14 protein-coding genes are annotated in these 13,651 nt (G+C 72.7%); 5 read left to right on the top strand and 9 right to left on the bottom strand.

Features of this window, described 5'->3' with window-relative positions; genetic code table 11:
* Positions 1–258: 258 nt before the first annotated feature.
* From ACLQ23_RS13770 to rimP, 9 genes are all read right to left on the bottom strand, one after another.
* A complete protein-coding gene (locus tag ACLQ23_RS13770) occupies positions 259–468 on the bottom strand; it encodes a DUF6186 family protein (protein WP_197281407.1) in 210 nt (69 codons plus the stop codon).
* Complete coding sequence (locus ACLQ23_RS13775; RefSeq protein WP_355597842.1) at positions 468–875, bottom strand: hypothetical protein; 408 nt, start codon at positions 873–875, stop codon at positions 468–470. The genes ACLQ23_RS13770 and ACLQ23_RS13775 overlap by 1 nt, the downstream gene beginning before the upstream one ends.
* A gap of 72 nt (positions 876–947) precedes the next feature.
* A complete protein-coding gene (locus ACLQ23_RS13780) occupies positions 948–1,973 on the bottom strand; it encodes a DHH family phosphoesterase (RefSeq protein WP_355597905.1) in 1,026 nt (341 codons plus the stop codon).
* Between the two features lie 29 nt (positions 1,974–2,002).
* Complete coding sequence (gene rbfA, locus ACLQ23_RS13785) at positions 2,003–2,485, bottom strand: 30S ribosome-binding factor RbfA (RefSeq protein ID WP_167945423.1); 483 nt, start codon at positions 2,483–2,485, stop codon at positions 2,003–2,005.
* Positions 2,486–2,688: 203 nt separating this feature from the next.
* Positions 2,689–2,985, bottom strand: a complete 297-nt coding sequence (locus ACLQ23_RS13790; protein ID WP_355628522.1) for a DUF503 domain-containing protein — start codon at positions 2,983–2,985, stop codon at positions 2,689–2,691.
* A 90-nt stretch (positions 2,986–3,075) separates the two neighbouring features.
* Positions 3,076–6,090 carry a translation initiation factor IF-2 gene (gene infB, locus ACLQ23_RS13795; protein WP_355597846.1) on the bottom strand — a complete coding sequence of 1,005 codons (3,015 nt, stop codon included), beginning with the start codon at positions 6,088–6,090 and terminating at the stop codon, positions 3,076–3,078.
* Positions 6,091–6,183: 93 nt separating this feature from the next.
* A complete protein-coding gene (locus ACLQ23_RS13800) occupies positions 6,184–6,516 on the bottom strand; it encodes a YlxR family protein (RefSeq protein ID WP_355597848.1) in 333 nt (110 codons plus the stop codon).
* 16 nt (positions 6,517–6,532) lie between these two features.
* Positions 6,533–7,576, bottom strand: a complete 1,044-nt coding sequence (gene nusA / locus ACLQ23_RS13805; protein ID WP_355597850.1) for a transcription termination factor NusA — start codon at positions 7,574–7,576, stop codon at positions 6,533–6,535.
* Positions 7,573–8,331, bottom strand: a complete 759-nt coding sequence (gene rimP, locus ACLQ23_RS13810) for a ribosome maturation factor RimP (RefSeq protein WP_425735606.1) — start codon at positions 8,329–8,331, stop codon at positions 7,573–7,575. The genes nusA and rimP overlap by 4 nt, the downstream gene beginning before the upstream one ends.
* Positions 8,332–8,485: 154 nt before the next feature.
* On the opposite strand from rimP, the gene ACLQ23_RS13815 reads away from it, so the two are divergent.
* The 5 genes from ACLQ23_RS13815 to ACLQ23_RS13835 are packed head-to-tail and all read left to right on the top strand — an operon-like array spanning position 8,486 to position 13,608.
* The gene (locus ACLQ23_RS13815; RefSeq protein WP_355628513.1) at positions 8,486–9,013 is read left to right on the top strand and encodes a hypothetical protein; all 528 of its coding nucleotides are present in this window, start codon (positions 8,486–8,488) and stop codon (positions 9,011–9,013) included.
* On the top strand, positions 9,010–9,447 hold the full coding sequence (locus tag ACLQ23_RS13820; RefSeq protein WP_355628511.1) for a ferritin-like domain-containing protein: 438 nt from the start codon (positions 9,010–9,012) through the stop codon (positions 9,445–9,447). The genes ACLQ23_RS13815 and ACLQ23_RS13820 overlap by 4 nt, the downstream gene beginning before the upstream one ends.
* A 53-nt stretch (positions 9,448–9,500) precedes the next feature.
* Positions 9,501–10,103, top strand: a complete 603-nt coding sequence (locus tag ACLQ23_RS13825; protein WP_355628508.1) for a PadR family transcriptional regulator — start codon at positions 9,501–9,503, stop codon at positions 10,101–10,103.
* Positions 10,076–10,834 carry an ABC transporter ATP-binding protein gene (locus ACLQ23_RS13830; RefSeq protein ID WP_425735605.1) on the top strand — a complete coding sequence of 253 codons (759 nt, stop codon included), beginning with the start codon at positions 10,076–10,078 and terminating at the stop codon, positions 10,832–10,834. Before ACLQ23_RS13825 ends, ACLQ23_RS13830 begins: the two co-directional genes overlap by 28 nt.
* Before the next feature lie 59 nt (positions 10,835–10,893).
* Positions 10,894–13,608 carry an FtsX-like permease family protein gene (locus tag ACLQ23_RS13835; protein WP_425880711.1) on the top strand — a complete coding sequence of 905 codons (2,715 nt, stop codon included), beginning with the start codon at positions 10,894–10,896 and terminating at the stop codon, positions 13,606–13,608.
* The last annotated feature ends 43 nt before the right edge of the window (positions 13,609–13,651 follow it).

The following is a 13,651-nucleotide window of genomic DNA, read 5'->3' on the forward strand; positions in this document are numbered from 1 at the left end:
TTCCAGGGTGCGAGCCGCCGACACGCGGCGACCCTCACGGGCGGTCGTACTGAACGCCCCACGGCAGTCCGGGGTTACCGGAACAGCCGGCTGGGCCGCGTGAGCCCGGGTCGGTCTGACCCTGGAGGAGGGCAGCGCGAGGTGTGGCGCCACCACCCACGACCTGCGCCGCAACGCGCCGCAGGCCGTCTCCCAAGTTATCGTTCAGGTCGACCAACTGCTTAGGGTTCCCGCCATCTGGACGGCGCACGACCCTGCTCAGCGGGCCAGGAAGTGCCACCCCAGCCACCACCAGAAACCGAACAGACCGATCCGGCCCACCGGTACCGGACCCACCTCGTAGCGCATCACGTACGCGCAGACCTCACCCATTGTGGGGATCCTGGAGCCCTCCCGGCGTGCCAGCCACTCGACCACGCCGAAGAGCACGAGCGCCACGAGGAAACCGCCGATAGCCAACGCCCGCATCATCGCCGCACCAGCCCCCAGAACGCGGCCAGCCAGGCAAACCAGGCAGCCGAGCGGGTCAGTTGGTCCTCCAGCAGCGGATCGGCAAGCCGCGAGAAGGTGGGAAAGTCATCGCCGACTGCCAGCACGAAGGTGGCACCCTCGAAGACGCCGAAGATCACCGCCGGCACCGCCCACCAGGCCGCCCCCGCACCCAGCCGACGCGGCGCCGGCCGCCGTGGCACGCGGTTGCTCAGACCGAGCCAGATCAGCACCCCGCCGGTGCCGAGCGTGTAGAGATTGGCCTCGGTCGAGAACGACGGGAACCGGCCACCGACGAGTGACAGGCAGACAAGAACCGGGACGGACACGGCGGGCCGGTCCCAGACTCGGGGGGCCTCCATGGTGAGGTCGTGCGGCTGCTCCATCCCGCAATTCTTCCCGGTCAACCTGAGTGCCGGAAGACCGACACCCCCCGGAGCTGACCCTGATCTTCGAGGTCAGCGGGCCGTATCGATGAGCGCCGCGCCAAGCTCGGCCCGGATCGCCGCGACCACCTGCTCGACGGTGCCCCGACCGGTGAACCCCGCCGCGAGCCGGTGCCCGCCCCCGCCCAGCACCACAGCCACCCGGCTGACGTCGACAGCGCCCTTGCTGCGCATCGACACGGCCCAGGTGTCGGGAGTGGTCTGCTTCAGCACGCAGCTCACGTCCGCCTCGGCGGTGCAGCGCACCGAGTCGATGAGCGCCTCCAGCACGTACGGCCGCTGGTCGTGACGGGCCAGGTCGTCGAGGGTTGCGAAGGTCCACACCAGACCTCGCCCGTCGGCGGCGGCCGGTTCCAGCCGGGCCCTGCCGAGCACCTCACCGAAGAGCCGCACGGCGCCGAAGGGCCGGGTGTCGAAGACCTGGCGGGAGATGTCACCGGGCGAGATGCCGGTGGCCAGCAACCGGGCGGCCAACTGGTGCACCGCCGGGGTGGTCGCCTCGAACCGGAACGAGCCGGTGTCCGTGGTGAGGGCCACGTACAGGCATTCCGCGACGGCCCGGTCCAGCGGTACGCCCAGCCGGGTCAACAACTGCTCGGCCACCACCGACGTCGCCGCGGCGCTCGCGTCGATCAGGTTCACCGTCCCGAAGCCGGGATTTGAGGCGTGGTGGTCGAGCACCAGCGACGCGCCCGCCGCCGACAGTCGCCCGGCCAGCTCGCCGAGGCGCGACTCGCTGGCCGCGTCGAAGCAGATGACCAGATCGGGGGCCGGGTCCGCCGCGCCCGCCGGGACCAGCAGGTCCAGGCCGGGCAGACCCCGGAACGGCTCCGGGACCTCCGGCGGCCCGGGAAAGGTCGCCTGCAACCGGTGTACGCCGAGCTGGCGCAGGCCCAGACCGAAGCCGAGCATGCTGCCCAGCGCGTCGCCGTCCGGGTTGACGTGACAGATCAGCAGCACCCGGCCGGTCGCCGGGAGGTCGCGGATCAGCGCCTCGGCGGCGGCCCAGTCCGCCTCGGCGGGGCCGGTGCCGGTCATTGCGGCGAGCTGGGTGCCGGCGGCGCCGGTCACCGCGCTTCCCCACCCCGGGGGGTGTCTGTGGCCTCGTCGGCCTCGTCGGCGTCGTCCTCGTCCTCGTCGACCCGGTACGGCTGCGGCTCACCCGCGTACTTGGCCTGGGCTGCGAGGCGCTGCACCTCGGCGTCGGCGTTGCGGGCGGCGGCGAGCAGGTCGTCGATGTGCTTGACCTGGTCCTGTACGTCGTCGAGGACGAACGTCAGCGTCGGCGAGTGCCGCAGCCCGAGCGCCTTGCCGACGGTGCTGCGCAGCATCCCCTTGGCGCTCTCCAGCGCCGCAGCGGTGTCCGCCTGGGCCACCGCGTCACCGAGCACCGTGTAGAACACCGTCGCGTCCCGCAGATCCGCTGTGATCCGGGCGTCGGTGATGGTGATCATGCCGAGCCGCGGGTCCTTGATCTGGCTCCGCACCACCGACGCGACCAGCTCACGCACCCGCTCGGCGTGCCGGCGTACCTTGGCCGGATCAGACATCTCGCCACCTCCACGGCGTCCTGCTCCCGGTCGACCGGCGACCGTGGCCGCCGGCCGACCGGCCAACATCTCGAACACTACCTTCGCGGCCCGCACCGGTCGCCCGGCACCGCCGGCACTCCTGTTCACGCCCGGCGCTGCCGTAATTCTGGTCACGCCGGGCGCGGCCGGCGTTCCTGGTTCACGCCAGGCGCCGCACGCAATCAGTCGTCGTCGAGGCCGTACAGCCGGCGTCGAACCGACAGCAACTCGACCTCGGGGCGAGCGGCAACCAGATGCTCGCAAGAGTCGAGCACCTCGCGGACGTGTACCGCCTCGGCGGCCACAACGGCCACCGCTATCTCTGCCCGACCTTGCAGGTCGAGCGCACCCACCTCGGCGGCCGAAACCTCGAAGCGGCGCAGGGCCGCCACGATCGGCCGTACATATGATCTCTTGGCTTTGAGCGACCTGGAGTCGCCTGGCAGCAGCAGGTCGAAGACCGCGGTTCCGGTGAACATCGCCACGGACGATACCGGCAACCCACCCCGCATGATCAAGGGGTTTACGCCGGTCGGCGTAAACCCCTTGATCAGCGTGTCACTGCCGGATCAGGCGCGAACCTTCTCCCGCATCTCGAAGGTCTCGATGACGTCGCCGACCTGGACGTTGTTGTAACCACCCAGGGTCAGACCACACTCGAAGCCCTCGCGGACCTCGGTGGCGTCGTCCTTGAACCGCTTGAGCGAGGTGATCGTGAGGTTGTCCGCCACGACCGTCCCGTCCCGAAGCAGCCGAGCCTTCGCGTTGCGTCGGATGATGCCCGACCGGACGATGCAACCGGAGATGTTGCCGATCTTGGACGAGCGGAAGACGTCGCGGATCTCCGCGCTGCCCAGCTCGACCTCCTCGTACTCCGGCTTGAGCAGGCCCTTGAGCGCTGCCTCGATCTCCTCGATGGCCTGGTAGATGACGGTGTAGTACCGGATCTCCACGCCCTCGCGGTCGGCCATCTCGCGGACCTTGTTCGAGGCCCGCACGTTGAAGCCGATGATCGTGACCGGCTCGGACGAGGCACTCGCGAGCATGACGTTGCTCTCGGTGATCGCGCCGACGCCCCGGTCGAGGACCTTGAGCTGGACCTCCTCGGGAATGTCGAGGTTGAACAGCGCGTCCTCCAGGGCCTCCACCGAACCGGAGACATCGCCCTTGAGGATGAGGTTGAGCGACGTCTTCTCGCCCTCCTTGAGCTGCTCCATGAGCGTCTCGAGGGTGGCCCGACCACGGGAGTTGGCGAAGGACGCCGCCCGCCGCCGTGCCTGCCGCTGCTCGGCGATCTGCCGCACCGTGCGGTCGTCCGCCGCGGCGAGGAACGTGTCTCCCGCGCCGGGCGGCGCGGTCAGACCCAGCACCATGACCGGACGCGCCGGCCCAGCCTCGGAGAGCTGGTTGCCGTTCTCGTCGAGCATGGCCCGGACCCGGCCGTGCGCCCCACCGGCGACGATCGAGTCGCCCGCCCGCAGGGTGCCCTTCTGCACCAGCACCGTCGCCACCGCACCGCGGCCCTTGTCCAGGTGCGCCTCGATGGCCACACCCTGCGCCGGCCCGTCGATCGGAGCGGTCAGCTCCAGCGACGCGTCGGCGGTCAGCAGGACGGCCTCGAGCAGCTCCTCGATGCCGATGCCCGGCTTGGCTGCCACGTTGACGAACATGGTCTCGCCGCCGTACTCCTCGGCGACCAGGCCGTACTCGGTCAGCTGCTGGCGAACCTTGTCCGGGTTGGCCTCCGGCTTGTCGACCTTGTTGACCGCGACCACGATCGGCACGTCGGCCGCCTTGGCGTGGTTCAACGCCTCGATGGTCTGCGGCATCACACCGTCGTCGGCCGCGACGACCAGGATCACGATGTCCGTGACCTGGGCGCCACGAGCACGCATGGCGGTGAACGCCTCGTGACCCGGGGTGTCGATGAAGGTGACCGCCCGGTCCTCGCCCTCGTGCGGGACGTGGACCTGGTAGGCACCGATGTGCTGGGTGATGCCACCCGCCTCACCGGCCACGACGTTCGCCTTACGGATGGCGTCGAGCAGCTTGGTCTTACCGTGGTCGACGTGACCCATGACGGTCACCACCGGCGCACGGCTGACCAGACGCTCCTCGGCCACCTCCGCGTCGAGGTCGATGTTGAACTGCGCGAGCAGCTCGCGGTCCTCGTCCTCCGGGCTGACGATCTGGATGTCGAAGCCCAGGTGCTCACCCAGCAGGTGCAGGGTGTCGTCAGAACAGGACTGGGTCGCGGTCACCATCTCGCCCAGGTTGAACATCTCCTGGACCAGCGAACCCGGGTTGGCGTTGATCTTGTCCGCGAAGTCGGACAGCGAGGCGCCACGGGAGAGCCGGACGACCTGACCCTGACCCCGGGGAGCACCCGAGCTCATGGTCGGAGCCGACAGGTTGTCGAACTCCTGTCTGCGCTGCTTCTTGGACTTGCGACCGCGCGTCGGCCGACCACCCGGACGCCCGAAAGCACCCGCGGCGCCGCCGCCACGGCCACGACCGCCCGCACCCGGACGACCGCCGCCACCGGCCGGACCACCCGGACGGAAACCGCCACCGGGAGCACCCGCACCGCCGCCGGGACCGCCACGGTAGCCACCGCCACCGCCGGCACCCGCGCCGCCACCGGGGCCGCCGCGGTAACCGCCGCCACCGCCACCGCCGCCGGGACCGCCACGGAAACCGCCGCCACCGCCACCGGGACGACCTGCGCCGCCACCGGGACGACCGGCGCCACCGGGACCGGGGCGACCGGCAGCCGGACGCTGGCTCGGCATGGACGCCGGGCTGGGCCGCGGCGGCATGGAGTTCGGGCTCGGCCGCGGCGGCATGCCCGCCGGAGTGTTGGGCCGAGGGCCACCCGCACCGGCGGCCGGGGGCCGCTGCTGCTGGCCACCCTGGATGCCGAACGGGTTGTTACCGGCGCCGCGCGCCGGCGGGCGACCGCCCGGCCGGGCACCCGGACCGGGAGCCGGCGTGCTCGGACGAGCTGCCGGCGAACCGGGACGGGGCGGCATCGCCGCGGGACCCGGCCGAGGACCGGGCCGGTTACCGCCGTCTGCCGGAGGCTCCCGGCGAACGGGGTTGTCCCGCTGCTGCTGGCGGGCTGCCTGCGCGGCCTTGACCGCGGCCTCCTGCTCAGCCTTCAGCGCGGCGGCACGCGCCTCCGCGGCCGCCACCTCGATGTCGTGGGCACTCGCCGGCTTGGCGACCGGGGTCACCGTCTGCGGCGCACCGGGAACCGGCCCCTTGGGCTTCGGACCGGGTGCCGGCGCGGCCGGCCGCCGGGGCGGCATCGGCTTGGCCGAGACCCGGGGCGCGCCCGGGGTCGGGGACGGCGTGGGACTCGGGGTCGAAGCCGGCGCCGACGCGGGCGCCGACGGGGCGGCCGGTGCCGGAGCACCGGTCGACGCGACGAATGCGTTACGCAGTCGTCGGGCGACGGGCGCCTCGACGGTGCTGGACGCGGACTTCACGAACTCGCCCATTTCCTTCAGCTTGGCGAGAACGGTCTTACTCTCGACCCCGAGCTCTTTTGCAAGCTCGTGTACGCGGGCCTTGCCTGCCACTGCACTCCTCACTCCGAGGTCGTGCGGGCAGCACCCGCAGCGACCTCACTCGTGCACTTGAAGCCTGGTCATTTCAGGGACTTCATCGTGTGCTCATGTCGGTCGTCCTACCCTGCTAGCGACCCTCGCCCGGTCGGGCTGACCGGACGTAGTGGTTGGCGCATCGACGTGCTCTGCCAGCACACCGTGGTCGAGGACCTCGGTGATGCGCAGCGCTCGCCCAAAGGCGCGGCGCCGCACCGCCAGCGCGAAGCAGGCCGGATCCGGGTGCATGTTCGCTCCCCGACCCGGCAGCCTGCGGAACGGATCAGGCCGGAGGCTGTAGCCAGCCTCGTCCCCGATCGCGACGACCCGCAGCAATTCGCTGGCCGGCGCGCGCTTCCGGCAACCCACACAGGTGCGCTCCGGCTGCGCGCGTCGTACCACTGGAGGAAGTCTACCCCTAGCTGCCCGAGATCGCGCTGCCCGGCTCCGGTACCTGATCAGCTCCGCCACGCGCGGCAGGCGCGGCCTGCTCAGCGTCGGACCGGATGTCGATACGCCAACCGGTCAAACGGGCAGCGAGGCGGGCGTTCTGCCCCTCCCGGCCGATGGCGAGGGAGAGCTGGAAATCCGGGACGGTCACCCGGGCGGCCCGGCCGGCCAGGTCCACCACCTCGACCCGCAGGGCCTTGGCCGGCGACAACGCGTTGCCGACGAAGGTGGCCGGGTCGTCCGACCAGTCAATGATGTCGATCTTTTCGCCGTGCAGCTCGCTCATCACGGCCCGGACGCGCTGACCCATCGGGCCGATACAGGCGCCCTTGGCGTTCACCCCGGGGACGGTCGAGCGTACGGCGATCTTCGTACGGTGACCTGCCTCACGCGCGATCGCGCCGATCTCCACGGTGCCGTCAGCGATCTCCGGAACCTCCAGCGCGAACAACTTCTTGACAAGCGCCGGATGCGACCGGGACAGGGTGATCTGCGGCCCGCGCATGCCCTTGGCCACGTGCACCACAACGCAGCGGATCCGCTCGCCGTGGGCGTACCGCTCGCCGGGCACCTGCTCGGACTGCGGCAGCACGCCCTCCAGCTTGCCCAGGTCGACGCTGACGATGCCCTTCTCGATCCGCGTCTCGTGGGCCTGCACCACGCCGGTGACCAAGTCACCCTCGCGGCCCACGTACTCGCCGAAGTGCACCTCGTCGGTGGCCTCCCGCAGCCGCTGGAGGATCACCTGCTTCGCGGTCATGGCGGCGATCCGGCCGAAGTCGTGCGGGGTGTCGTCCCACTCCCGCACCAGGCTGCCGTCGGAGTCCATCTCCTGCGCGTACACGAGGGCAGCGCCGGACTTGCGGTCGATCTCCACCCGGGCGTGCGGCTCGGCGCCGTCGGTGTGCCGGTAGGCGGTCAGCAACGCGGTCTCGATCGCCGCGAGAATCGTGTCGAACGGGATCTCCCGCTCGCGCTCGAGTGCGCGTAGCGCCGCGAGGTCGATGTTCACCTCTCCTCGTCCTCCACATCATCTTCGTCGTCGATGTCGTCTGAATCGTCGGTGTCGTCGGTGTCGTCGGCGTCGTCGAACTCGTCGTCGACGTCGGTGTCGTCGGGCTCACCCAGCTCGGCGAGGCGGGTGAACTCGACCTGCACCCGGCCCGGCCCCAGCTCGGCGTACGTAAAGGAGTCGCGACCGGAGTCGGTCTCCAGCTGCACTGTCTCGTCGTCGGCAGCGACCACCCGGCCGGTCAGCTGGCGACCCCCGGAGGGCTCGGCGCGCTGGCCGGGCAACGCGACCGCGCCCCGGACGGTGACCTTGACGAGCCGGCCAACGTTGCGCCGCCAGTGCCGGGGCAGGGTGAGCGGCCGGTCCACGCCCGGCGAGCTGACCTCGAGCTGGTATTCCCCGGCGAGGATGTCGCCGCCGGACTCCTCGGCCGCGTCCAGCGCGGCCGAGACCGCGCGGGAGACGTCGGCGACGGCGTCCAGGTCGATCCCGCCGTCGGCGTCCACGATCACCCGCACCACGTGCCGGCGGCCGGCCCGGGAGACCGACAGGTCCTCCAGGTCGTAGCCCGCGCCGTTGACCACCGGCTCGATCACGGTCCGCAACTGGGTGCGTCGCGCCGCCAGATCACCGCCACCACGGGGAGCCGCGGTGCCGCGCGAGGCGCGGGGAGCACCGTCACGAGAACCGCTGTCGCGGGAACCGCCGTCGCGGGGTCGACCCGTCGACCTGGTGGCACGGCCACGCTGTGTCATCTCCGCACCCTTTCACTGGTCGATCGGGACGCTCGTCCCGCCATGCCGGCACGCCACCGGAGCGGACGCGCCGGCGGCTGCGCAGAGCGTAACGCGCCCGCCGGTCGCCGGACCGGGCGGCGCACCGACGCCGGTGGCCCGCGGACCGGCACGCATGGTGTTGACTTGCCCGGTGGGGATCGGCAGAACGACACAGCGCAACCATTCATCCGGACATTCCCGGCGAAAGCTCTTGCGCGCCGGAGCGCTGTTGGCGCTCGGCGGCGGCGTGGCCCCGCTGACCGGCTGTGATCTTTTCGATCGGGACGACAAGCCGGCACCGCCACCGGACCCGCTGCGGCCGATGGTCGACGAGTCGTTGGGGCTGGCCGCGGCACACCGGGAGGTCGCCGTGGCCCATCCGGACCTGGCCGGCCGCCTCGACCCCATCGCCGCGACGCACACCGCGCACGCCACCGAACTCGCCCGGGTCATCGGCGTCGCGCTCCCCTCGGCGCCCGCCGCAGCGCCGAGCAGCACCCCGGCGGCAGAGCCGGCCGGCGCGCTGGCCGCCCTGCGTGCGCTGGAGAAGACCGCCCAGCAGTCCGCGACAGCCGCCTGCGCGTCAGCACCTGCGGACCGTGCGGCGCTGCTCGGCTCCATCGCCGCCGCGCGGGCCACCCACCAGGAGGCACTGAAGTGAGGCAGCCGACCCCCGGGGAGGCGCTCGCCGCCGCCCTCTCCGCCGAGTACGCGGCCATCTACGCCTACGGGCGCATCGGCGTCCGGCTCACCGGGGCGGCACGCGACGCCGCACGGCAGGCCGAGGCGTCGCATCGGCGTCGGCGCGACGCGCTCGTGGTGCAGCTCAGCACCACCGGCGGCACCGTGCCACCGGATCGGGCCGGGTACGCGCTGCCGTTCGCCGTCACCGACCGGGCCAGCGCGTTGCGGCTTGCCGTCGAGGTGGAGGAGCGGACGGCGGCGCACTGGCGGGCCGCGTTGGCGTCCACCACCGGCGCCGACCGCGACCAGGCGCTGGCCGCCCTCGTCGAGTACGCCGTACGCGCCACCAGGTGGCGCAAGACCGCCGGCGTCGCCCCGCTGACTGTCGCATTTCCCGGTCGCCCGAGCTGAACTGAATCCGCTCCGGTTGCGGTGCGCATACCAGGTATGCATACTCCGTTGCCATGTCCATCCGTCACGGGCTGCTCGCCCTCCTCGAACGCGGCCAGATGTACGGCTACCAGCTGCGCGCCGCATTCGAGGAGTCGACCGGATCGACGTGGCCGCTGAACATCGGGCAGGTCTACACCACGCTGTCCCGGCTGGAACGCGACGGACTGGTGCGCCCGCTGCCGGAGAGCGAGGCGGGGCAGCGCCCGTACGAGATCACCGACGCCGGCCGGGCGGACCTGGCCCTGTGGTTCGCCACCCCGATCAGCCGCAACGACCGCCCCCGCGACGAACTGGCGATCAAGCTGGCGTTGGCGCTGACCACCCCCGGGGTGGACGTCCGCTCGGTGGTGCAGGCCCAGCGCAGCGCCACGATGCGGGCCCTTCAGGAGTTGACCAGGTTGAAGTACGCCAGCGACCGTCCGGAGGACCTGCCCTGGCGGCTGGTGCTGGACTCGATGGTGTTCCAGGCCGAGGCGGAGGTGCGCTGGTTGGACCACTGCGAGAGCAGCCTCGTCCGGCACCGGCCCACCGGCCCGCCGCCCCCGCTGCCCGGCCCGGGCGCCGACGGGGCGCCGGACGCGGCACGATGGGCCGACGAGGGGGCGCGCCGGTGAGCGACCCGGACGACGCGGTGCTGGAGCTGCGCGCCGTCCACCGCACCCACGGGACCGGCGCGGCGGCGGTGCACGCCCTGCGCGGTGTCAGCCTGGTCGTCCGGCCGGGTGAGCTGGTCGCCGTGATGGGTCCGTCCGGCTCCGGCAAGTCGACGCTGCTGGCCCTCGCGGGCGGCCTGGACCGCCCGACCCGCGGCGACGTACGGGTCGAGGGGCAGCAGCTCGGGGCGTTGGACCCGCGCGGGCTGGCCCAGCTGCGCCGCCGCCGGATCGGCTACATCTTCCAGCAACTCAACCTGCTGGGCAGCCTGAGCGCGCTGGAGAACGTCGCGCTTCCGCTGGAACTCGACGGCGTGGGCGGGCGCAAGGCCCGTACTGCCGCCCTGGCCGCGCTGGCCGAGGTGGGGCTGCCGGCCCTTGCCGACCGTTTCCCCGACCAGCTCTCCGGCGGCCAGCAGCAGCGGGTGGCCATCGCCCGCGCGCTTGTGGGCGAGCGGCGGCTGGTGCTCGCCGACGAACCGACGGGGGCGCTGGACTCGCAGACCGGTGAGGCGGTGCTGCACCTGCTGCGCCGCCGGGTCGACGCGGGCGCCGCCGGCATCCTCGTCACCCACGAGGCGCGGCACGCCGGCTGGGCCGACCGGGTGGTGTTCCTGCGCGACGGGGTGCTCGTCGACACGACGGCCCCGCTGGGCAGCGTCGAGCAACTGCTGTCCGGCAGCGACCGTTGACCCTCCGCCGGACGACGCGGGCAGCCGGCCCGGTCACCGACGCTTCGCCCGCTCAGCCGGTGCCGCCGCGCGTACCACGGGGGCGGCGGCGCTTCGCCGAGCTGGCCGGATCCTGGCGGGCGGCGTTGCGGATCGCCCGGCGGGAGTCGCGGCGGGCGCGCCGACGTACCGCCCTGGTGCTCGCGATGATCGCCCTGCCGGTGCTGGTGCTGTCCTTCCTCGCGGTGAGCTACGACATGGCCGAGTTGACCGCGCAGGAAAAGATCGACAGGCGCCTCGGGATCGCCGACGCGGAACTGCGGTGGTTCGCCGACACCCCGATCGATCAGGACGAGTGGGGTGAGAGCTGGTATCCCCGCAACGGCGACGCCGAGGCGTCCAGCCATCCGGCCACGGCCGCCGAGGTGAGCGCGTTGCTCGGTCCGGGCAGCCGGTTCACCGAGGTACGCGGCCGGATGCCGCTGACAGTGCAGGGCCCCGAGGGGGAGGAGACCTTCCAGGCCCGGGTGCTCGACCTCACCGACCCGCTGGCCCGGGGGCTTGTGCGGTTCCGGTCGGGGAGGGCACCTCGGGAGCCCGCCGAGGTGGCGGTGAGCCCGACCGCGCTGCGCCGCCTCGACGTACGCCTGGGCGCGGTGGTGGCCACCGCTGACGGGCTGAGGGCGTACACGGTGGTGGGGGTGGTCGAGTTTCCCGACGACCTCGGCCCGACGGTGGCGCTGCACCCGTCGGCCGTACCTCGCAACGAGCCACTTCTCGACAGCAGTTGGCTTGTGGATGTGCCCGGCGGTGTCGACGCCGCGATGGTGGCCCGGCTCAACGACAACGGCGTGGGGGTGGGGACGCCCGACCCCCACCGCACGGGCGGGGGGACCCCCCCCGGGCGCGGGGCCGGCGGACCCCCCGCTTCCAACGACCTCAGCACCGGGGTGCTGATCGCCGGCCTCGGGTTGCTGGAGGTGGTGCTGCTGGTCGGGCCGGCGTTCGCGGTGGGTGTCCGCCGACGACGCCGGGACCTGGCGCTGGTCGCGGTGGCCGGCGGGGACTCCGCCCAACTGCGTCGGGTCGTGCTCGCCGACGGTGTGGTGCTGGGCGTGCTGGGGGCCGTCGTCGGGCTGCTGCTCGGGGTCGCCGCCGCGTTCGCGGGTCGCCCGCTGATGGAGCAGTACGTCTTCAGCGCCCGGTTCGGCGGGTACCGCTGCTGGCCGGCGGCGCTCCTGGTGCTCGCTGGGGTAGCGGTGCTGGCCGGGGTCCTCGCCGCGGTCGCGCCGGCCTGGACGGCCGCCCGCCAGGATGTCGCGGCCGGGCTCGCCGGGCGGCGTACCCCGCCGACGTCCCGGACCCGGTGGCTGGCCCTGGGGGTGGTGTTGACCTGCGGCGGGGCGGCGCTCGCCGCGTACGGGGCCACCCAGACGTCGGCGGCGGTGATCCTGACCGGCCTGATCCTCGGCGAACTCGGTCTGGTGTGTTGCACACCCACGCTGATCGGCGTGCTGGCGAGGCTCGGCCGGGTGCTGCCACTGGCTCCCCGGATCGCGCTGCGTGACGCCAGCCGCAACCGGGCCGCCGCCGCACCGGCGATCTGCGCGGTGATGGCCGCCGTGGCCAGCAGTGTGGCCCTCGGCGGGTACCTGGCCAGCGACCGCGTCCGGCAAGCGGACACCTACCAGCCGATACTGCCGACGGGCCACCTGCTGGTCAACCCGGAGCACTCGACCCGGCGGCCCACGCTGGCCCAGGTGACCGCCGCGGCACAGGAGACGTTGGGCACCGACGCCGTCGCCTCAGTGCAGACGGTTGCCTGCGCCGAAGCGGGCAGCGGCTACTGCGACGTCACACCGCAACTGCCGCCGACACAGGTCTGCCCCTGGCAGCCCGATGCTGTCCTGTCCGCGTCGCAGCGCCGGCAGGCACGGGCCGACCCGCGTTGCCAGGTCTCCGAGACGACGCGCTTCGTCCCCTGGGTGCAGTCCTGGGTGGATGACGGCACGGCCCTGCCGTTGTTGACCGGCGCCGACCCTGCGGCGACCGCCACCGCAGCCGGGGTGCTGCGGGCCGGTGGCGTGGTGGTGACCGACCCGCGCTACGTGCACGACGGCCGGGTGACAGTACGGATGACGCCGTCGGACGGCGGAACGCCGATAACCGCGGACTTCCCCGGGTACGCGCTGCCCGCGTTCGTGGGCGAGTCCCGCCTGCTGCTGTCCGAGCCCTCGGCCCGCAGCCTCGGCCTGCGCGTGTCGTCCGCCGGTTGGGTGGTCGGCACCGCGACGCCGCCGGACAGACAGCAGCAGGAGCGGTTCACCGCCGTCCTGCGGCCCTTCGGGCCGATTTCGCTGAGCGTCGAGTCCGGCGCCGCCCCCACCGACATCTCACCGGTGCTTCTCCTGCTCGCCGCGGCGGCCGGCTTGATCACAGTGGGCGCCGCCGGGATCGCGACAGCGCTCGCCGCCGCCGAGGGGCGGGCCGAGTTGTCCACCCTCGCGGCGGTCGGCGCGGCCCCGGCGGTACGCCGGATGCTGGCGATCTGCCAGGCCGGGGTCATCGCGGGTCTCGGTTCGGTGCTCGGCATCGTGGCCGGGCTGGGCACCGCGGCGATAGTGCTGTTCTCGGTCAACCGCCAGTACGCGGCGGCCTGGCCGGCACCCGCCCCGTACCCGTACGTGGTGCCGTGGCCGGTGCTCGGCGTCCTGGTGCTGGTGCCTCTGGTGGCGATGCTCGGCGCGGGCCTGTTCACCCGCGCGCGGCTGCCGATCGAGCGGCGGTTGGACTGACCCGAGGTCGGTGGGATTCACCGCTGTGGAAACCTGGGCCGTC

The organism is Micromonospora sp. DT41 (assembly GCF_049841715.1).
GTDB classification, from domain to species: Bacteria; Actinomycetota; Actinomycetes; order Mycobacteriales; family Micromonosporaceae; genus Micromonospora; species Micromonospora profundi.

Excerpts from the sequence above, each read along its gene's own strand:
- ACLQ23_RS13830 (WP_425735605.1), top strand. The coding sequence starts at position 10,076 with ATGGGCCGACGAGGGGGCGCGCCGGTGAGCGACCCGGACGACGCGGTG.
- ACLQ23_RS13770 (WP_197281407.1), bottom strand. The coding sequence starts at position 468 with ATGCGGGCGTTGGCTATCGGCGGTTTCCTCGTGGCGCTCGTGCTCTTC.
- rimP (WP_425735606.1), bottom strand. The coding sequence starts at position 8,331 with ATGACACAGCGTGGCCGTGCCACCAGGTCGACGGGTCGACCCCGCGAC.
- ACLQ23_RS13790 (WP_355628522.1), bottom strand. The coding sequence starts at position 2,985 with ATGTTCACCGGAACCGCGGTCTTCGACCTGCTGCTGCCAGGCGACTCC.
- ACLQ23_RS13775 (WP_355597842.1), bottom strand. The coding sequence starts at position 875 with ATGGAGCAGCCGCACGACCTCACCATGGAGGCCCCCCGAGTCTGGGAC.
- ACLQ23_RS13815 (WP_355628513.1), top strand. The coding sequence starts at position 8,486 with ATGGTGTTGACTTGCCCGGTGGGGATCGGCAGAACGACACAGCGCAAC.
- rbfA (WP_167945423.1), bottom strand. The coding sequence starts at position 2,485 with ATGTCTGATCCGGCCAAGGTACGCCGGCACGCCGAGCGGGTGCGTGAG.
- ACLQ23_RS13780 (WP_355597905.1), bottom strand. The coding sequence starts at position 1,973 with ATGACCGGCACCGGCCCCGCCGAGGCGGACTGGGCCGCCGCCGAGGCG.
- ACLQ23_RS13825 (WP_355628508.1), top strand. The coding sequence starts at position 9,501 with ATGTCCATCCGTCACGGGCTGCTCGCCCTCCTCGAACGCGGCCAGATG.